Source organism: Streptomyces sp. NPDC001851 (genome assembly GCF_040297165.1).
Lineage (GTDB): Bacteria > Actinomycetota > Actinomycetes > Streptomycetales > Streptomycetaceae > Streptomyces.
In genome coordinates this window covers 1-19,095 of record NZ_JBEOYR010000001.1, presented here as the reverse complement: position 1 = coordinate 19,095, position 19,095 = coordinate 1, and the positions used below count along the sequence as shown (strand labels likewise).

17 protein-coding genes are annotated in these 19,095 nt (G+C 70.3%); 13 read left to right on the top strand and 4 right to left on the bottom strand.

Features of this window, described 5'->3' with window-relative positions; genetic code table 11:
- Positions 1 to 6 precede the first annotated feature (6 nt).
- The 12 genes from thrC to ABT171_RS00030 all read left to right on the top strand — a co-directional run bounded on the left by thrC (position 7) and on the right by ABT171_RS00030 (position 13,464).
- The gene (thrC, locus tag ABT171_RS00085; protein ID WP_351238030.1) at positions 7 to 1,065 is read left to right on the top strand and encodes a threonine synthase; all 1,059 of its coding nucleotides are present in this window, start codon (positions 7 to 9) and stop codon (positions 1,063 to 1,065) included.
- A 238-nt stretch (positions 1,066 to 1,303) separates the two neighbouring features.
- Complete coding sequence (gene thrB, locus ABT171_RS00080) at positions 1,304 to 2,221, top strand: homoserine kinase (protein ID WP_351238028.1); 918 nt, start codon at positions 1,304 to 1,306, stop codon at positions 2,219 to 2,221.
- Between the two features lie 404 nt (positions 2,222 to 2,625).
- Positions 2,626 to 4,587 (top strand): transcription termination factor Rho, encoded by a 1,962-nt coding sequence (gene rho / locus ABT171_RS00075; RefSeq protein WP_351238026.1) that lies wholly within the window; start codon positions 2,626 to 2,628, stop codon positions 4,585 to 4,587.
- Positions 4,588 to 4,957: 370 nt separating this feature from the next.
- A complete protein-coding gene (locus ABT171_RS00070; protein ID WP_351239067.1) occupies positions 4,958 to 6,091 on the top strand; it encodes an LCP family protein in 1,134 nt (377 codons plus the stop codon).
- Between the two features lie 159 nt (positions 6,092 to 6,250).
- Positions 6,251 to 6,472, top strand: coding sequence for a 50S ribosomal protein L31 (rpmE, locus tag ABT171_RS00065; RefSeq protein WP_093720256.1), 222 nt, complete (start codon positions 6,251 to 6,253; stop codon positions 6,470 to 6,472).
- A gap of 107 nt (positions 6,473 to 6,579) precedes the next feature.
- Positions 6,580 to 7,647, top strand: a complete 1,068-nt coding sequence (gene prfA / locus ABT171_RS00060) for a peptide chain release factor 1 (RefSeq protein ID WP_351238023.1) — start codon at positions 6,580 to 6,582, stop codon at positions 7,645 to 7,647.
- Between the two features lie 51 nt (positions 7,648 to 7,698).
- Entirely contained in the window at positions 7,699 to 8,544 is an 846-nt protein-coding gene (prmC, locus tag ABT171_RS00055) for a peptide chain release factor N(5)-glutamine methyltransferase (RefSeq protein WP_351238021.1), read from the top strand.
- 50 nt (positions 8,545 to 8,594) lie between these two features.
- Entirely contained in the window at positions 8,595 to 9,242 is a 648-nt protein-coding gene (locus ABT171_RS00050) for an L-threonylcarbamoyladenylate synthase (protein ID WP_351238019.1), read from the top strand.
- On the top strand, positions 9,239 to 9,919 hold the full coding sequence (locus tag ABT171_RS00045; RefSeq protein WP_351238017.1) for an arsenate reductase/protein-tyrosine-phosphatase family protein: 681 nt from the start codon (positions 9,239 to 9,241) through the stop codon (positions 9,917 to 9,919). The genes ABT171_RS00050 and ABT171_RS00045 overlap by 4 nt, the downstream gene beginning before the upstream one ends.
- 85 nt (positions 9,920 to 10,004) lie before the next feature.
- On the top strand, positions 10,005 to 11,243 hold the full coding sequence (glyA, locus tag ABT171_RS00040; protein ID WP_351238015.1) for a serine hydroxymethyltransferase: 1,239 nt from the start codon (positions 10,005 to 10,007) through the stop codon (positions 11,241 to 11,243).
- 117 nt (positions 11,244 to 11,360) lie between these two features.
- Positions 11,361 to 12,716: an MraY family glycosyltransferase gene (locus tag ABT171_RS00035; protein WP_351238013.1), complete on the top strand. Its 1,356-nt coding sequence runs from the start codon at positions 11,361 to 11,363 to the stop codon at positions 12,714 to 12,716.
- A gap of 79 nt (positions 12,717 to 12,795) precedes the next feature.
- Positions 12,796 to 13,464, top strand: a complete 669-nt coding sequence (locus ABT171_RS00030) for an O-methyltransferase (RefSeq protein ID WP_351239065.1) — start codon at positions 12,796 to 12,798, stop codon at positions 13,462 to 13,464.
- A 9-nt stretch (positions 13,465 to 13,473) separates the two neighbouring features.
- On the opposite strand, the gene ABT171_RS00025 is transcribed toward ABT171_RS00030, so the two are convergent.
- The 4 genes from ABT171_RS00025 to ABT171_RS00010 all read right to left on the bottom strand — a co-directional run bounded on the left by ABT171_RS00025 (position 13,474) and on the right by ABT171_RS00010 (position 16,980).
- Positions 13,474 to 14,580 (bottom strand): HAD-IIIC family phosphatase, encoded by a 1,107-nt coding sequence (locus ABT171_RS00025; RefSeq protein WP_351238011.1) that lies wholly within the window; start codon positions 14,578 to 14,580, stop codon positions 13,474 to 13,476.
- A gap of 18 nt (positions 14,581 to 14,598) precedes the next feature.
- Positions 14,599 to 15,738: an acyl-CoA dehydrogenase family protein gene (locus tag ABT171_RS00020; protein WP_351238009.1), complete on the bottom strand. Its 1,140-nt coding sequence runs from the start codon at positions 15,736 to 15,738 to the stop codon at positions 14,599 to 14,601.
- The gene (locus ABT171_RS00015) at positions 15,731 to 16,027 is read right to left on the bottom strand and encodes an acyl carrier protein (RefSeq protein WP_351238007.1); all 297 of its coding nucleotides are present in this window, start codon (positions 16,025 to 16,027) and stop codon (positions 15,731 to 15,733) included. Before ABT171_RS00015 ends, ABT171_RS00020 begins: the two co-directional genes overlap by 8 nt.
- Before the next feature lie 104 nt (positions 16,028 to 16,131).
- Positions 16,132 to 16,980 carry a 3-hydroxyacyl-CoA dehydrogenase family protein gene (locus tag ABT171_RS00010; RefSeq protein ID WP_351238005.1) on the bottom strand — a complete coding sequence of 283 codons (849 nt, stop codon included), beginning with the start codon at positions 16,978 to 16,980 and terminating at the stop codon, positions 16,132 to 16,134.
- A 664-nt stretch (positions 16,981 to 17,644) separates the two neighbouring features.
- On the opposite strand from ABT171_RS00010, the gene ABT171_RS00005 reads away from it, so the two are divergent.
- Positions 17,645 to 19,095, top strand: a 1,451-nt coding sequence (locus ABT171_RS00005; protein ID WP_351238003.1) for a type I polyketide synthase, incomplete at its 3' end; no start/stop codon positions are given.

The following is a 19,095-nucleotide window of genomic DNA, read 5'->3' as shown; positions in this document are numbered from 1 at the left end:
CCAGCAATGACCCACCAGTGGCGCGGAATCATCGAGGAGTACCGGGACCGGCTGCCGGTATCCGACACCACGCCGGTCGTGACGCTCCGCGAGGGCGGTACGCCCCTCGTGCCCGCGCAGGTGCTCTCCGAGCGCACGGGCTGTGAGGTCCACCTGAAGGTGGAGGGTGCCAACCCCACCGGCTCCTTCAAGGACCGCGGTATGACCATGGCCATCAGCAAGGCCAAGGAGGAGGGGGCGAAGGCGGTGATCTGCGCCTCCACCGGGAACACCTCCGCCTCCGCCGCCGCCTACGCCGTGCGCGCGGGTATGGTTTCGGCCGTTCTCGTGCCGCAGGGCAAGATCGCGCTCGGCAAGATGGGCCAGGCCCTCGTGCACGGCGCGAAGATCCTCCAGGTCGACGGGAACTTCGACGACTGCCTCACCCTCGCCCGCTCGCTGAGCGAGAACTACCCGGTGGCACTGGTCAATTCGGTCAACCCGGTCCGTATCGAGGGCCAGAAGACGGCCGCCTTCGAGATCGTGGACATGCTCGGCGACGCACCCGACATCCACGTCCTCCCGGTCGGCAACGCGGGCAACATCACCGCCTACTGGAGGGGCTACAAGGAGTACGCCGCCGACGGCATCGCCACGAGGACCCCGCGCATGTGGGGCTTCCAAGCCTCCGGCAGTGCGCCGATCGTGCGAGGCGAGGTGGTCAAGGACCCGTCGACCATCGCCACCGCCATCCGCATCGGCAACCCGGCCTCCTGGCAGTACGCGCTGCAGGCGCGGGACGAGTCCGGTGGCGCCATCGACGAGGTGACGGACCGTGAAATCCTGCGCGCCTACCGCCTGTTGGCGGCGCAGGAGGGCGTCTTCGTGGAGCCCGCGTCGGCCGCCTCCGTGGCCGGTCTGCTGAAGGCCGCCGAGCAGGGCAGGGTCGACCCGGGCCAGAAGATCGTGTGCACGGTCACCGGCAACGGTCTGAAGGACCCCGACTGGGCCGTCGCCGGCGCCCCGCAGCCGGTCACCGTCCCGGTCGACGCGGCCGCCGCGGCCGAGCGCCTCGGCCTCGGCTGAGGATCCGGCACCCGGGTTTTCCCTGACAGGGTGCACAGGGGGCTTACGACACGCATCGTGCGCCTCCTGTGCGCCCTATGTCGCCACAGAACCTTCCTTCGATAGGCTGTACCGAACCCGCCCGTTGCATATGCCCTCGCATCGGGGCAGCGCCGCGCCGTCTGCGCGGCCCGAGGGTCTCCCCGTACGTCATCGAATGTCTTCGACAGTCAAGCAGCTCAAGGAGAGTCAACGAGCGATGGCCGGTCCAGCGTTCCGCGCCGCCGCCGTCCGGGTGCGCGTTCCCGCCACCAGCGCCAATCTCGGCCCGGGCTTCGACGCCCTCGGCCTCGCGCTGGGGCTCTACGACGACGTGGTCGTCCGGGTGGCCGACGCCGGGCTGCACATCGACATCGCGGGGGAGGGCAGCGAGACCCTCCCACGTGACGAGTCTCACCTCCTCGTCCGCTCCCTGCGCACCGCCTTCGACCTGCTGGGCGGACAGCCCCGGGGCCTGGAGATCGTCTGCGCCAACCGCATCCCGCACGGCCGGGGCCTCGGCTCCTCCTCCGCCGCCATCTGCGCCGGCATCGTCGCCGCCCGCGCCGTGACCATAGGCGGCGAGGCCCGCCTGGACGACGCGGCGCTGCTGGAACTGGCCACCGAGATCGAGGGCCATCCGGACAACGTGGCCGCGTGTCTGCTCGGCGGCTTCACCCTGTCCTGGATGGAGTCCGGCGCCGCCCGGGCGATCAGGATGGAGCCCCGTGATTCCATCGTTCCGGTGGTTTTCGTGCCCGGAAAGCCGGTCCTGACCGAGACCGCGCGCGGCCTGCTGCCGCGCACCGTGCCGCACGTCGACGCCGCCGTCAACGCGGGCCGTGCCGCCCTGCTCGTCGAGGCCCTCACCCGGCGCCCCGAGCTGCTGCTGCCCGCCACCGAGGACCGCCTCCACCAGGAGTACCGCGCCCCGGCCATGCCGGAGAGCGCCGCGCTGGTGGAGCGGCTGCGCGCCGAGGGCGTCCCGGCCGTCATCTCGGGCGCCGGGCCCACCGTCATGGCCCTGGCCGACGCCGGCACCGCCGACAAGGTGGAGACCCTGGCGGGCGCCGACTGGGCCGCCAACCGGCTGAGCCTGGACCTGCAGGGAGCGAGCGTGCTGCCGCTTGCGACCTGACACACGGTTGCCGGATTTGGAGAGGGGGAATGTTTGTTGGATCCGGTAGTGTTAATCTCAAGTCTGCACCCGACCCCACCATGGCGAGGTGCCTCGTGTCCCAGTCCGGGACAGACATTCCTCCGGGAGCCTCCCACGCCACTCCGTGTTCCGTACGCCGCACCTGGGCAGTACGTCGTATGCGGACACTGAGCAGGCCACTGGGCACGCTCCGGAATCGGTGCTACCACGCCACGTGACACTGAGTGCCACGGCTCGCGGAAGCGCCAATCACCGCACATTTCCTCCGCCGCTTTGGCGGACCACCGCCCCGGCACGGTTCACGGAAGACAGAACCGTAGCCGGACAGCACAACCGGTCGCCGAGCCAGACAGGCCGACGTCCGCTCCAGGGAAGGACCCTTCGTGAGCGACACCACCGATCTGATGGGCGCACGTGTCGAGGAGACCGCTGCCGCGCCCGCCACGGACGCCTCCGCGCCTGCCACCGGTGCCGGCTCCCGGCGGCGCCGCGGTACCGGCCTTGAGGGCATGGTGCTGGCCGAGCTGCAGCAGGTCGCCTCGGGCCTCGGTATCAGGGGCACCGCGCGGATGCGCAAGAGCCAGCTGATCGAGGTCATCAAGGAAGCGCAGGCCGCCGGGGGAGCCGCCCCCAAGGCCGAGGCCGCCGCCGAGACCAAGCCCAAGCGCCGCGCCACCTCCAAGGCCCGTACGGGTGAGGCCGCCGACGGCGAGAAGAAGGCCGAGGCCCCCGCCGAGAAGGCCGTGGCCCAGCAGCAGATCGAGATCCCCGGCCAACCAGCCTCCGACGACGCCCCGACCGAGCGCCGTCGCCGCCGTGCCACCGCCGAGGCGGGCAGCCCCACCGCGAGCGGCGCCGAGACCGTTGCCGCCGAGGCGAAGGCCGAGCCCAGGGCCGAGGCGTCCGCGCAGCAGCAGGCGCAGCAGGGCGAGGCCAAGGGTGACGCCGGTGACGGCGAGGGCCGTGGCCGCCGCGACCGCCGTGAGCGCGGCCGCGACCGTGACCGCGACCGCCGCAGCAAGGGCGACGACCAGCAGGGCGGCCAGCAGCGTCAGCAGCAGGGCCAGCAGCAGGGCGGCCGCCAGGACCGTCAGCAGGACGAGGACGACTTCGAGGGCGGCCGCCGTGGCCGTCGCGGGCGCTACCGCGACCGTCGTGGCCGCCGTGGCCGTGACGAGATCGCCGAGCCGCAGCTCGCCGAGGACGACGTCCTGATCCCCGTCGCGGGCATCCTGGACATCCTCGACAACTACGCCTTCATCCGGACCTCCGGGTACCTTCCGGGTCCGAACGACGTGTACGTCTCCCTCGCCCAGGTCCGCAAGAACGGCCTGCGCAAGGGTGACCACGTCACCGGTGCGGTCCGCCAGCCCAAGGAAGGCGAGCGGCGCGAGAAGTTCAACGCGCTGGTCCGCCTCGACTCCGTCAACGGCATGGCGCCCGAACACGGCCGCGGCCGCCCGGAGTTCAACAAGCTGACCCCGCTCTACCCGCAGGACCGCCTCCGCCTGGAGACGGACCCGGGCGTGCTCACCACCCGCATCATCGACCTGGTCTCGCCGATCGGTAAGGGCCAGCGCGGTCTGATCGTGGCCCCGCCGAAGACCGGTAAGACCATGATCATGCAGGCGATCGCCAACGCGATCACGCACAACAACCCCGAGTGCCACCTGATGGTCGTCCTCGTCGACGAGCGTCCGGAAGAGGTCACCGACATGCAGCGGTCGGTCAAGGGCGAGGTCATCTCCTCGACCTTCGACCGCCCGGCCGAGGACCACACCACGGTCGCCGAGCTGGCCATCGAGCGCGCCAAGCGACTGGTGGAGCTGGGCCACGACGTGGTCGTGCTGCTGGACTCCATCACGCGTCTGGGCCGTGCCTACAACCTGGCCGCGCCGGCTTCCGGCCGCATCCTGTCCGGTGGTGTCGACTCGACCGCGCTGTACCCGCCGAAGCGGTTCTTCGGTGCGGCGCGGAACATCGAGGACGGCGGTTCGCTGACCATCCTGGCCACGGCTCTCGTGGACACCGGGTCCCGCATGGACGAGGTGATCTTCGAGGAGTTCAAGGGCACGGGCAACATGGAGCTGAAGCTCGACCGCAAGCTCGCCGACAAGCGGATCTTCCCGGCGGTGGACGTGGACGCGTCCGGTACCCGCAAGGAAGAGATCCTGCTCGGCAACGAGGAGCTGGCCGTCGTCTGGAAGCTGCGCCGGGTGCTGCACGCGCTGGACCAGCAGCAGGCGATCGAGCTGCTGCTCGACAAGATGAAGCAGACCAAGTCGAACGTCGAGTTCCTGATGCAGATTCAGAAGACGACGCCGACGCCCGGCAACGGTGACTGAGCGCCGTTGAGGTGATCCCGAAGGCCGCCCCCCGTCCACAGGTGACGGGGGGCGGCCTTTTGGCGCCACCCCGACCTGTACCTGCACAAGGGGGCCGGAAAGGCCACAAGCGAGATCTTTGCCACAAGGATCTCGGTCGGCGCCGGGTTCCAGGCATGCGGCCTCTGGGGCTGAAGCCGCAGGTGAGCGCCGTACACCCACGGTGAACGACCACGCAGAGTGCCCATCGCCCCACCCGAGGGGCACTCTGCGTTGTGCAACTCTTTCCCGAGTTTCTCCGTCTGACCCAGCGGGGCGACCATGGAGCGGTACTGCCCGCGCCTGACCCTGACAGCAGGGGGTAACCGACCGACGAGACCTAGGAGCGATGTTGACCGCCCAGAGCACGCCGGAGCCCGTCATACCCGAGGCGGGCGAGACCGGTCCCCGCCCACGAGGCAAGGGCCGCCGCCGCAAGGCCCGCAGCACGCGCCGCAAGGCCCTGCGCGCCACGGCCTGGACGGCCGCCGGAGTGGTGGTGCTGGGCGGTGTGGGCGCCGGGTACCTGTACTTCAAGCTCAACGGCAACCTCAAGAGCGTCGACATCGACCAGGCCCTCGGCAACGACCGGCCCTCGAAGGTCGACAACGGCTCCGAGAACATCCTGGTCCTCGGCTCGGACACCCGCTCGGGAACGAACAAGAAGCTCGGCGGCGGCACCGACGACGGCAGCGCCCGCTCCGACACGGCGATGATCGTCCACGTCTACCGGGGCCACAAGAAGGCCAGCGTGGTCTCCATCCCCCGCGACACCCTGGTCGACCGGCCCCGGTGCACCGACACCAAGGGCACCGTGCACCCGCCCGCCGCAGGCTCGATGTTCAACGAGGCCTACGGCACCGGCGGCGCGGCCTGCGCCGTGAAGACCGTCGAGTCGATCACCGGCATCCGCATGGACCACTACCTGGAGGTCGACTTCGCGGGCTTCCAGAAGCTCGTCGACGACCTCGGCGGTGTCCCGGTCACCACGACGAAGAGCATCAACGACCCGCAGAGCCACCTGAAGCTGCCGGCCGGCACCCACACCCTGAGCGGGCAGCAGGCCCTCGGCCTGGTCCGCACCCGGCACGGCGTCGGCGACGGCTCCGACCTGGGCCGCATCCAGCTCCAGCAGGCCTTCGTCAAGGCGCTGCTCGACCAGGTCGAGCACGTCGGCGTCCTCACCAGCCCCAAGAGGCTGTACGACCTCGCCGACACCGCCACCAAGACCGTCACCACCGACTCCGACCTCGGCTCGGTCAACTCCCTGATGGACTTCGCGGACGGCCTCAAGGGCATCGGCCCGAAGCACATGACCATGATCACCATGCCGGTCCAGTACGACCCGGCCAACCCCAACCGGGTCCTCCTGGAGAAGTCCAAGGCCCAGCTGGTGTGGGACGCGCTGAAGAACGACCGCCCGATCCCCCGGTCGGCCACCAAGGGCACGGCCACCGGTGAGGCCAAGGGCGTGGTGAGCGGCTGAGGGCCGCGGACCCCTGCGGAATCCCTCGCGGAATAAAGAACACCGGCCCCCGGTTTTGGGGGATGGGCCCAGTCCTGGCAGACTGGTACGTCGGCTCCGGTTCACGTTCCCGCACCCCGCGGCAGCGACCCGGCGCCCTCCCGAAACCTAGGAGACACCTTGAAGCGCGACATCCACCCCGAGTACGTCGAGACGCAGGTCAGCTGCACCTGTGGCGCGTCGTTCACCACCCGCAGCACGATCTCCAGCGGCACCATCCGCGCCGAGGTCTGCTCCGAGTGCCACCCGTTCTACACGGGCAAGCAGAAGATCCTCGACACCGGTGGCCGTGTGGCCCGCTTCGAGGCCCGCTTCGGCAAGGCCGCCGGCTCCAAGAAGTAGCGAGCCCCAATTCGCCGGTCCACGGCCGTACGCCCTACCGGGGCGTGCGCCGGGACCGGCGTTTTTGGTCGCCCGCCAGCCCTTCCCCCGCAGTACAGGAGCCCAAGATGTTCGAGGCCGTCGACGAACTCGTCGCCGAGCACGCCGATCTGGAGAAGAAGCTCGCCGACCCGTCGGTCCACGCCGACCAGGCGAACGCGCGCAAGCTGAACAAGCGCTACGCCGAGCTCACCCCGATCGTCGCCACGTACCGCTCCTGGAAGCAGACCGGCGACGACATCGAGACCGCGCGCGAGTTCGCCGCCGACGACCCCGACTTCGCCGCCGAGGTCAAGGAGCTGGACAAGCAGCGCGAGGAACTGACCGAGAAACTCCGCCTCCTGCTGGTGCCGCGTGACCCGAGTGACGACAAGGACGTCATCCTGGAGATCAAGGCGGGCGCGGGCGGCGACGAGTCGGCGCTGTTCGCCGGCGACCTGCTGCGCATGTACCTGCGCTACGCCGAGCGCGTCGGCTGGAAGACCGAGATCATCGACGCCACCGAGTCCGAGCTGGGCGGCTACAAGGACGTCCAGGTCGCGGTGAAGGCCCGCGGTCAGCTCGAACCCGGGCAGGGCGTGTGGGCGCGGCTGAAGTACGAGGGCGGTGTGCACCGCGTGCAGCGCGTGCCGGCCACCGAGTCCCAGGGCCGTATCCACACCTCCGCCGCCGGTGTCCTCGTGACCCCCGAGGCCGAGGAGGTGGACGTGGAGATCAACCCGAACGACCTGCGGATCGACGTCTACCGGTCCTCCGGCCCGGGCGGCCAGTCCGTCAACACCACCGACTCCGCGGTACGCATCACGCACCTGCCGACCGGGGTCGTCGCCTCCTGCCAGAACGAGAAGAGCCAGCTGCAGAACAAGGAGCAGGCTCTGCGTATCCTGCGCTCCAGGCTGCTCGCCATGGCGCAGGAGGAGGCCGAGCGGGAGGCCGCCGACGCCCGCCGCAGCCAGGTCCGCACGGTCGACCGCTCCGAGAAGATCCGCACCTACAACTTCCCGGAGAACCGCATCTCGGACCACCGTGTCGGCTTCAAGGCCTACAACCTGGACCAGGTCCTGGACGGTGACCTCGACGCGGTCATCCAGGCCTGCGTCGACGCCGACTCGGCGGCGAAGCTCGCCGCCGCGTAAGACACGTACGCACGTACGAGCGCAAGTACGAGTACGACACGGAGGACTCGCGTGAACCTGCTGCTCGCGGAGGTGGCCCAGGCCACCCAGCGGCTGGCCGACGCCGGCGTGCCCTCGCCGCGCACCGACGCGGAGGAGCTCGCCGCGTTCGTGCACGGCGTGAAGCGCGGCGAACTGCACTCCGTGAAGGACGCGGACTTCGACGCCCGGTACTGGGAGGTCATCGCCCGGCGCGAGCAGCGCGAGCCGCTGCAGCACATCACCGGCCGGGCCTACTTCCGCTACCTGGAGCTCCAGGTCGGGCCGGGTGTCTTCGTGCCGCGGCCGGAGACCGAGTCCGTGGTCGGCTGGGCCATAGACGCCGTACGCGCCATGGACGTCGTCGAGCCGTGCATCGTCGACCTGTGCACCGGCTCCGGCGCCATCGCGCTGGCCCTCGCCCAGGAGGTCCCGCGCTCGCGCGTGCACGCCGTGGAGCTGTCCGAGGACGCCCTGGTGTGGACGCGGAAGAACGTGGCGGGGTCCAGGGTCGACCTGCGCCAGGGCGACGCCCTGACGGCCTTCCCCGACCTCGACGGGCAGGTCGACCTGGTCATCTCCAACCCGCCGTACATCCCGCTCACCGAGTGGGAGTACGTCGCCCCCGAGGCCCGTGACTACGACCCGGAGCTGGCGTTGTTCTCCGGCGAGGACGGCCTCGACCTGATCCGGGGCCTGGAACGCACCGCGCACCGGCTGCTGCGCCCCGGCGGGGTCGTCGTGATCGAGCACGCCGACACCCAGGGCGGCCAGGTGCCCTGGATCTTCACCGAGGAGCGGGGCTGGGCCGACGCGGCCGACCACCCCGACCTCAACAACCGCCCCCGGTTCGCGACCGCCCGCAAGGCGCTGCCGTGACCACCCCCATGACTTCGAAACCGCAGTACGTGTACGAGGAGGCCCGCTAGATGGCACGGCGATACGACACCAACGACGCGACCGACCGCGCGACGGGTCTGCGCGAGGCCGCGTCCGCCGTCCGCCGGGGCGAGCTGGTGGTGCTGCCGACCGACACGGTGTACGGCATCGGCGCCGACGCCTTCTCCTCGGAGGCGGTCGCCGACCTGCTCGCCGCCAAGGGCCGGGGCCGCAACATGCCCACCCCCGTCCTCATCGGCTCCCCGAACACCCTGCACGGCCTCGTCACGGACTTCTCCGAGCTGGCCTGGGAACTGGTCGACGCGTTCTGGCCGGGCGCCCTGACGCTGGTCGCCAAGCACCAGCCGTCCCTGCAGTGGGACCTCGGCGACACCCGCGGCACGGTGGCCGTCCGCATGCCCCTGCACCCCGTCGCGATCGAGCTGCTGACCGAGGTCGGCCCGATGGCCGTGTCCTCCGCCAACCTCACCGGGCACCCGGCGCCGGAGGACTGCGACGCCGCGCAGGAGATGCTCGGCGACTCCGTCTCCGTCTACCTGGACGGCGGCCCGACCCCCGGCAACGTCCCCTCCTCCATCGTCGACGTCACCGGCCGGGTACCGGTGCTGCTGCGCGAGGGCGCGCTGTCGCCGGAGGAGCTGCGGAAGGTCGTACCCGACCTTGAGGTGGCGAATTGACGGCCCCTGACGCGGGGCGTGGCATAGGCATCGGGGAGCGTGCCGCGGAGGTCACGACGACGTTCGTCGGGCTCCCGCGCGACACCTTCCGCATCCTCCACGTCAGCACCGGCAATGTGTGCCGCTCGCCCATCACCGAGCGGCTGACCCGGCATTTCGTCGCGGAGCGGCTCGGTGTGCTCGGCGGCGGGCTGATCGTGGAGAGCGCGGGCACCTGGGGCCACGAGGGCGCCCCGATGGAGGCCAACGCGGAGGCGGTGCTGGCCGAGTTCGGCGCGGACACCTCGGGCTTCTTCGGCCGGGAGCTTCTCGACGAGCATGTGATCAAGGCCGACCTGGTGCTGACGGCCACACGTGACCACCGGGCGCAGGTGATCTCGATGGGACACTCGGCGGGCCTGCGTACCTTCACCCTGAAGGAGTTCACCCGCCTGGTCCGGGCGATAGACCCGGCCACGCTGCCGCCGCTGGAGGACGGGGTGGTCCTGCGCGCCCGTGCACTGGTGCGGGCGGCCGCCGCACTGCGCGGGTGGCTGCTCGCGCCCAATGCGGAGGCGGACGAGGTGTACGACCCCTACGGCGCCCCGCTGACGTTCTTCCGCTCCGTCGGCGACGAGATACACCAGGCGCTGGACCCTGTGGTGACGGCGCTGACGGGTGTCGCGGCGCGGGCGTAGCAACGACCGGCCGCGGCGGCGCGCGCCCGGCGCGGCCCCGCCCTACATTGGGGTTACGTCACCGTCGACCGCCCGGGAGCCCGCCATGTCGGTCACCCATACCCTTGAGACCGACGTCCTGCGGCGGCAGGACCCGGCGATGGCCGAGATCCTGCTCGCGGAACTCGACCGGCAATCGACCACCCTGCAGCTGATCGCCGCCGAGAACTTCTGCTCGCCGGCCGTGCTGGCCGCCCTCGGCTCGCCCCTCGCCAACAAGTACGCCGAGGGCTACCCCGGCGCCCGGCACCACGGCGGCTGCGAGCTCGTCGACGTGGCCGAACGCGCCGCCATCGACCGGGCCAGGGAGCTCTTCGGCGCCGACCACGCCAACGTCCAGCCGCACTCGGGCTCCTCGGCCGTCCTGGCCGCCTACGCCGCCCTGCTGCGCCCCGGAGACACCGTCCTCGCCCTCGGCCTGCCGTACGGCGGCCACCTCACGCACGGCTCGCCCGCGAACTTCTCCGGGCGCTGGTTCGACTTCGTGGGGTACGGGGTGGACGCCGAGACCGGGCTCGTCGACCACGACCAGGTGCGGCACCTGGCCCGCAACCACCGGCCCAAGGCGATCGTGTGCGGGTCCATCGCGTACCCCCGGCACTTCGACCACGCCTTCTTCCGCGAGGTCGCCGACGAGGTCGGGGCCTACCTGATCGCGGACGCCGCGCATCCGATCGGGCTGGTCGCCGGGGGAGTGGCGCCGAACCCGGTGCCGTACGCCGACATCGTGTGCGCGACCACCCACAAGGTGCTGCGCGGCCCGCGCGGCGGGATGATCCTGTGCGGGAGCGAGCTGGCCGAGCGCGTCGACCGCGCCGTCTTCCCCTTCACCCAGGGCGGTGCGCAGATGCACACGATCGCCGCGAAGGCCGTCGCGTTCGGCGAGGCGGCGACCCCGGCGTTCGCCGCGTACGCCCGTCAGGTGGTCGCCAATGCCCGGGTGCTGGCCGGTCACCTGGCCGCCGAGGGCCTCGCCGTCACCACGGGAGGCACGGACACCCACCTGATCACCGTCGATCCGGCCCCGCTGGGCGTGGACGGCCGCACCGCACGCGGCCGGCTCGCCGCCGCCGGGATCGTCCTGGACTGCTGTGCGCTGCCGCACGGCGACGGGCGCGGCCTGCGGCTGGGGACGGCCGCGGTGACCACCCAGGGCATGGGGGAGCCGGAGATGGTGCGGATCGCGGCGCTGATGGCGGACGTGCTGCGCGGGGAGACGGCACCGGCCGCGGCGCGGGAGGAGGTGCGCGCCCTCACCGGCCAGTTTCCGCCGTATCCAGGCTGACGGCACCGAAGCACGGCCGGTCGTGCAACTGTCTTCGTTACCCGGAAGTCCTCACTTATATGCATCCATCGCTAGGGTGTGGGTCTGTGATGGCCAGCGAGACCTGTGGGGAAGCCCGTGCGTGAATACCTGCTGACGCTCTGCACAACAGCTGCGGTGACGTATCTGCTGACGGGGCCGGTACGGAAGTTCGCGATCGTGGCCGGAGCGATGCCGGAGATCAGAGCCCGGGACGTGCACCGGGAGCCCACTCCGCGCCTCGGCGGGATCGCCATGTTCTTCGGGCTGTGCGCGGGCCTGCTGGTCGCCGACCACCTGACCAACCTCAACGAGGTCTTCGCGAAGTCGAACGAGCCGCGGGCCCTGCTCTCCGGCGCGGCCCTGATCTGGCTGATCGGGGTCCTGGACGACAAGTTCGAGATCGACGCGCTGATCAAGCTGGGCGGCCAGATGATCGCCGCGGGTGTGATGGTCGTCCAGGGTCTGACGATCCTGTGGCTGCCCATCCCCGGCGTCGGCAATGTCGCGCTGACCCAGTGGCAGGGCACGCTGCTGACCGTCGCGCTCGTCGTCATCACGATCAACGCGGTGAACTTCGTGGACGGCCTGGACGGCCTCGCGGCCGGCATGGTCTGCATCGCGGCGGCCGCGTTCTTCCTCTATGCCTACCGCGTCTGGGTGTCGTACGGCATCGAGGCCGCCGCCCCCGCCACGCTCTTCGCGGCGATCCTGATGGGGATGTGCCTGGGCTTCCTGCCGCACAACATGCATCCCGCGCGGATCTTCATGGGCGACTCCGGCTCGATGCTGATCGGCCTGGTGCTGGCGGCCGGCGCGATCTCCATCACCGGCCAGCTCGACCCGGACGCGCTGAACCTGTACGCGGGTTCGGAGAAGGCGGCGGTGCACCAGACCGTGCCGGTCTACATCCCGCTGCTGCTCCCGCTGACGATCATCGCGGTGCCCACCGCCGACCTGGTCCTCGCGATCGTCCGCCGCACCTGGCGCGGACAGTCCCCGTTCGCCGCCGACCGGGGCCACCTCCACCACCGCCTGCTGGAGATCGGCCACTCGCACAGCCGGGCCGTGCTGATCATGTACTTCTGGTCGGCCCTGATCGCCTTCGGCACGCTGGCGTACTCGGTCAACTCCGCGTCGATGTGGATCGTGCTCGGCGTGGTGTTCCTCAGCGCGGTGGGCCTGGTCCTGCTGCTGCTGCCGCGCTTCACCCCGCGGGCCCCGCGCTGGGCGGAGGCCTTCGTGCCGCCGCGCTACCGCCGTCGCCGGGCCGTCGCGCCGGCCGCGTCGTCGGCGGCCCTGTCCGCCCCGGCGGGCGGGACCGCGGCGGCCGGCAGGGGCTGTGACGGACATGAGGCCGAGGACCGCAACACGCCGGTCGCGGCCGGCGCGCCCTCGGCCAACGGAGCGACCGCCATCGGCGCCCGGTCCCGCTTCCGGGGTTCGCCGCGCTGACACAGGGCACGGGAATTTAATTCCAGGGTTCGCTTTGGCGCCCTTGCGTGACATTATGCGCCGCCACTATGTTGAGGCGGTGGCTACTCAAATCATGTCCTCCCCGGAATTGCTGTCCTATGTGCGTGACGTCTCCCTGCGGGACGACGAAATATTGCACGGCCTGCGGGAGCTGACCGGTGAACTGCCCATGGGGCAGGCCATGCAGGTCATGGCCGAGGAAGGGCAGTTGCTCGGTTTCCTGGTCGGCCTGACGGGCGCCCGTCAGGTGCTGGAGATCGGCACCTTCACCGGGTACAGCACCCTGTGCATGGCCCGCAGCCTCGCGCCCGGCGGACGCGTGCTCACCTGCGACATCAGCGACAAGTGGCCCGGCATCGCCCAGGAGTACTGGACGAAGGCGGGTGTGTCGGACCGTATCGACGTCCGTATCGGGAATGCCGCCGAAACCCTTGCCGGCCTGCTCGGCGAAGGAAAAGCGGGCACCTTTGACTTCGCCTTCGTCGACGCGGACAAGGCGAATTACCGTCGCTATTACGAATTGTCGCTCGAACTGGTACGGCCGGGCGGACTCGTCGTCCTCGACAACACCCTCTTCTTCGGCCGGGTCATCGACCCGGAAGCCCAGGATCCCGACACGGTCGCGATCCGCGAGCTGAATTCCTTCCTGCGCGACGACCACCGGGTGGAGATATCACTCCTCCCGATGGCCGATGGCATCACCCTGGTGCGCAAGAAGGCATGCTGAGCACGCCGGTCAGTGCACCGGACCCGCAGTGGCCACACGGTGGTCCGCAGCCAGGTCCGGTGCGCTGATCCGGATCGTCGCGTGCGGCTCACGAGGCGCCGGCACCAGGTGCAGCCGACGCGGATCCTCCGCTCCCGCGTCGGGCAACGCGTCCTGGCACGCACAGGGCTCCTCGCCGAGACCGGCGAACCGGTAGGCGATCTCCATCATGCGGTTGCGCTCCGTGGGCCGGAAGTCGGCCACCAGGTGGGCACCCGCCCGGGCGGCCTGGTCGATCAGCCAGTTCAGGATCGCCGCACCCGCCCCGAACGACACCACCCGGCAGGACGTCGCCAGCAACTTGATGTGCCAGACATCCGGCCGCGTCCGCAGGAGCATCACCCCGACCGCGCCGTGCGGACCGAAACGGTCGGCCATGGTCGTCACCAGCACCTCGTGCCCGGGATCGGCCAGCAGCTCGCGCAGCGCCGCGTCGGAGTAGTGCACGCCGGTCGCGTTCATCTGACTGGTGCGCAGCGTGAGCTCCTCCACGCGCGACAGCTGCTCCTCGGTCGCCCGGCCGATGCGCATCTCCAGCTCCAGCGAGCGCAGGAACTCCTCGGTCGGCCCGCGGAAAGCGGCCTGCTCCTCCTCACGCCGGAAGCCGGCCTGGTACATCTGGCGGCGCCGCCGCGCATCCACGGTGACGTTCCGCGGACTGAACTCCGGCAGGTTCGCCAGCGCCGGCAACTGGTCGGCGGCGTAGCAGCGGACCTCCGGCAGATGGAAGGAGACCTCGGCCCGTTCGGCGGGCTGGTCGTCCACGAACGCGACGGTGCCGTGCGCGAACTTCAGCCGCTCCGCGATGTCCCGCACCGAGTCAGACTTCGGACCCCACCCGATCCGCGGCAGCACGAAGTACTCCGCGAGCCCCAGCTCCTCCAGCTTGGCCCAGGCCAGGTCGTGGTCGTTCTTGCTGGCCACCGACTGCAGAATGCCCCGGGAGTCCAGCTCGATGATCAGCTCCCGCACCCCGTCGAGCGGCCGTACCGCGTCGCCCTCCGACAGCGTGCCCTGCCAGAGCGTGTTGTCCAGGTCCCAGACCAGGCACTTCACCGTGGTCGGCGCTTCAGACATGCAGATCCTCCAGGATGGTCACTGCGCCGTCGCCACGGCGTGCTGCGCCAGAATCAACTGGCAGATTTCGTTGCTGCCTTCGATGATCTCCATCAGCTTCGCGTCCCGGTACGCGCGTGCCACGACATGACCGTCCCGCGCCCCGGCCGAGGCCAGCACCTGCACGGCCGCCGCGGCACCGCGGGCCGCGTGCCCGGCACTGACGTGCTTGGCCAGCACGGTCGCCACGACCTGGTCCGGGGAACCGGCGTCCCAGCAGGCGCTGGCATGCGCGCACGCCTGGGCCGCGACCTGCTCGGCCGCGTACAGGTCGGCGAGGTGCCCCGCCACCAGCTGGTGCTCGTGCAGCGGCTTGCCGGACTGCACCCGCGAGGCGGCGTGCCGCGCCGCGGCGTTCCGGCAGGCGCGCAGGATGCCCACACACCCCCAGGCCACGGAGATACGGCCGTAGGCGAGGGCGGTGGTGACCAGCAACGGCAGCGGCATGCCCGGCGTGCCGAGCAGGCTGGACAGCGGCAGCCGCACCGAGTCGAAACGCACGTTCGCATGCCCGGCCGCACGGCAGCCCAGCGGGTCGGCGACCCGCTCCACGTGCACGCCGGGAGCCGAGGCGGGCACCACGACGACCGCCGCGCCGCCCTCGCACTGCCCGAACACGACCAGCAGATCGGCGTAGTGGGCGGCGGTCATCCACACCTTGTGGCCGGTGACCACGACGGAGTCACCCGACACCTCGATCGTGGTGGTCATGGCGGTCACGTCCGAGCCGGCGCCACTCTCGCTGAAACCGACCGCGGCCAGCCGGCCGCCGACCAGCTCCGGCAGCAGCGCGGCCGACTGGTCGGGGTTGGCCAGCCGCTGGATCGTCCAGGCCGCCATGCCCTGCGAGGTCATCACACTCCGCAGCGAGCTGCACAGGCTGCCCGCGTACGCCGTCAGCTCACCGTTGTCCCGGCTGCTGAGGCCGAGTCCGCCCAGCTCACCGGCGACCTGCGCGCACAGCAGACCCTTCTCCCCGGCGGTGCGCAGCACCTCCAGGGGGATCTCGCCGGACAGATCCCACTGCTCGGCCCGCCCGTCGACGAGGGAGTCGAGGAGAGCGAACCCCTCGGTGAGCCGGTCGTCGGGAGCGGGATCGCCGACGTGCCGGTCAGGCATGGCCGACCGCGGCCGACGCGGCCCGCAGCCGCAGCACCAGCTCCGTCATCCGCTGCACGGTCCGGAAGTTGTCCAGCTTGAGATCCGCGCCCACGATGGCGACCTGGTAGGTCTGTTCGAGGTGGACGACCAGCTCCATGGCGAACATGGAGGACACCAGGCCGGAGGCGAACATGTCCTGGTCCGGCGTCAGCGACGTCCGGGTCTTGGCCTCCAGGAAGCCCAGCAGCTCCCGCTCGACGGATTCGGCGTTCAACTCGGCGCCCTGCGGGGTCTGTTCAGTGCTCACCGCAACACCTTTCGGCTTTCAGAGTGACTTTCAGGGGGGTCTTCGGCTCTCAGCGCGCGTGTCTCGGCGCGGCATCAGCTCTCAGCGCGGGTCTCAGCGCGGTCTCAGTACGCGTAGAAGCCACGGCCGGACTTGCGGCCGAGGTCACCCTGGCGGACCTTCTCCAGCAGCAGGCCGGCGGGCTTGCAGGAGGGGTCGCCGGTGCGTTCGTAGAGAACCTGGAGGGAGTCGGCCAGGTTGTCCAGGCCGATCAGGTCGGCGGTGCGCAGCGGGCCGGTCGGGTGCCCGAGGCAGCCCTCCATCAGCTCGTCCACCGCCTCCGCCGTCGCGGTGCCCTCGCCGACGATCCGCGCCGCGGCGTTGATCATCGGATGCAGCAGTCGGCTCGTGACGAAGCCCGGCGCGTCCCGCACGATGACCGCCTTGCGGTTCAGCGCGGACAGCAGCTCGACCACGGCCGCCACGGCGGCGTCACCGGTCTGCGGACCCCGGCTGACCTCGACCATCTTGATCAGGTACGACGGGTTCATGAAGTGCGTGCCGAGCAGTTCCGCGGGCCGGTCCACCGCCCCGGCCAGCTCGGCGATGGGGATGCCGGACGTGTTGGAGATCAGCGGCGTCCCGGGCCGTACGGCCGCCGAGACCTCGGCCAGCACCTTGGCCTTCTCCGCCGGCAGCTCCACGATCGCCTCGATCACCGCGGTCGCGTCCGCGACGTCGGCCAGGGACACGCTGGTCGTCAGCTCGCCGGGCGCCGTGTCCGCGGGCAGCGCGCCCATGAGCTGGGCGTGCCGCAGCTGCTGCCCGATCCTGGTGCGGGCCGCGCTCAGCGTCGTGTCGTCGACGTCGACCAGGACGACGGGGATGCCGTGTCCGAGTACCAGGGCAGCGATCCCCGAACCCATCACCCCCGCACCCACGATGGCGACTTGACGGGCTGTTGGTTCACTCATCGTGCCGGACACACTCCTTCACGCTCACCGGGCCGGCTCGCTACGGCTGTCAGGGACGGGGGCATGCTCATGTGCGCGGGCCACGGTCGCGGTCGTCACCGGCGGGCGGCGGACGGCAATGGGCTTTCTGCGCAAGTACGGGAAACGGGACGGATGTTCACCTGGAGGGAGAGGCTCCGGAAACGGGCCGCGCTCCAGGGCGGCCGAGACCCCCTGGGACCCGCGCCGTCCACAACTCGGCTAACGAGCCAGCCTGGTGACGTAGAGTCACCGACGCACCAGGACTTCCCCCTTGATCGTTCACTGCAACCTAACACGCGGTCCGAGGCAGGGGAAGGACAGTCAGGCGCGCGTTCCATTGGAGTGAACTGCAATGCCAGCCGGCCCCGCCGCACTCAGGCGTGAGATGCACCACAGTTCGCAGGTGAAGCGGTGCGGTCGCCCGTCACGACGATGGCCTGATCACGCCGCCGGAGAGGCGGAAGCATCCGTCGGTGAGCACCTTGTTTCAGCCAGAATTTTCTTGACGTCGGATCGCGTCAGCGGGTTAGGGTGCGATCGACTTGCAGGAAGTCGCCGTACCCGGAGTGCGCGGTCGCCCTCCGGGGAAGGTGGCGGCGGGTGCAATGTCCGCTTTCCATGCCAGACGGGGGATCTTCACAGTATGTCGGTCGACATGCGCGCCTTAACTGATGATTACATCGCCATCATCGGCACTTCTTGCCGTTTTCCGGGCGTGTCCAGTTCAGCCGAATTCTGGGAGTTGTTGCGGGAAGGGCGTTCCGTCGTTCCCGGGAAGCTGGAACGAGTCGAAGAATTCGATCCTGGTTTCTTCGGAGTTTCCCCGCGCGAGGCCGCCGCGATGGACCCGCAGCAGCGCCTCGCACTGGAATTGGCATGGGAAGCGCTGGAGGATTCCGGCATCGCTCCGCCGAGCCTTCAAGGCCGCTCGACCGGCGTGTTCGTCGGCGCCATGTGGGACGACTACGCGATGCTCACCCACCGCCAGGCGCCCGCCGCCGTCGGCCAGTACGCCATGACCGGCCTGGCTCGCAGCATCATCGCCAATCGCGTCTCCTACGCCCTTGGCCTGCGCGGACCCAGCATCACCGTCGACACCGGCCAGTCCTCCTCCCTCGTCGCCGTGCACCAGGCCGCCCAGGCGCTGCGTACCGGAGAGTGCACCCTCGCCCTGGCCGGCGGGGTCAACCTCGCCCTCGCCCCCGAGAGCGCCGAACGCTCGGAGAAGTTCGGCGGACTTTCCCCCGACGGACAGTGCCGGACCTTCGACGCGCAGGCCAACGGATACGTCCGCGGAGAGGGCGGCGGAATCGTCGTTCTCAAGCGACTCTCCGACGCCCTCGCCGACGGGGACCGCGTCCTTTGTGTCATTCGCGGCAGCGCGGTGAACAACGACGGAGGCGGACCGGGACTCACCGTGCCGCACCAGGCGGCACAAGAAGAAGTCATCGGCCTCGCATGCACACGCGCCGGCATTGACCCCGCCGCTGTTCAGTATGTCGAACTTCACGGAACCGGCACACGTGTGGGCGACCGGATCGAAGCGGCGGCACTTGGCGCCGCTTTCTGCCGGAAGCGCCCGAACGGTAATCCGCTGCGCGTCGGATCGGTGAAGACGAATCTCGGACACCTGGAAGGCGCGGCCGGTGTCGCCGGTCTCATAAAGGCCGTTCTGTCGATCAGGCACAGGCTTGTTCCGGCAAGCCTCAACTTCACGGAACCCCCGGCTGACATCCCACTGGATTCGCTCCAGCTACAGGTGCAGACAGAGCTGGGAACCTGGCCCCGGGAAGCCGATTCGCTCGTTGCGGGTGTGTCGTCCTTCGGAATGGGCGGGACCAACGCGCATGTGATCGTGGAGGAGGCTCCGGAGGCTCCGGAGGTTCCGGGGGTCTCGGGGTCGGTGCCTTCGGTGGTGCCGTGGGTGGTGTCCGGGCGTGGGGAAGGGGCGCTGCGGGCGCAGGCCGAGCGGTTGCTGTCCCGTGTGGGCGAGGGTGTGTCGCCGGTGGATGTGGGGTGGTCGCTGGCGGGGCGGGCGGCTTTGGAGGACCGGGCTGTGGTGGTCGGTTCCTCGGGTGGTGAGTTGGTGGCCGG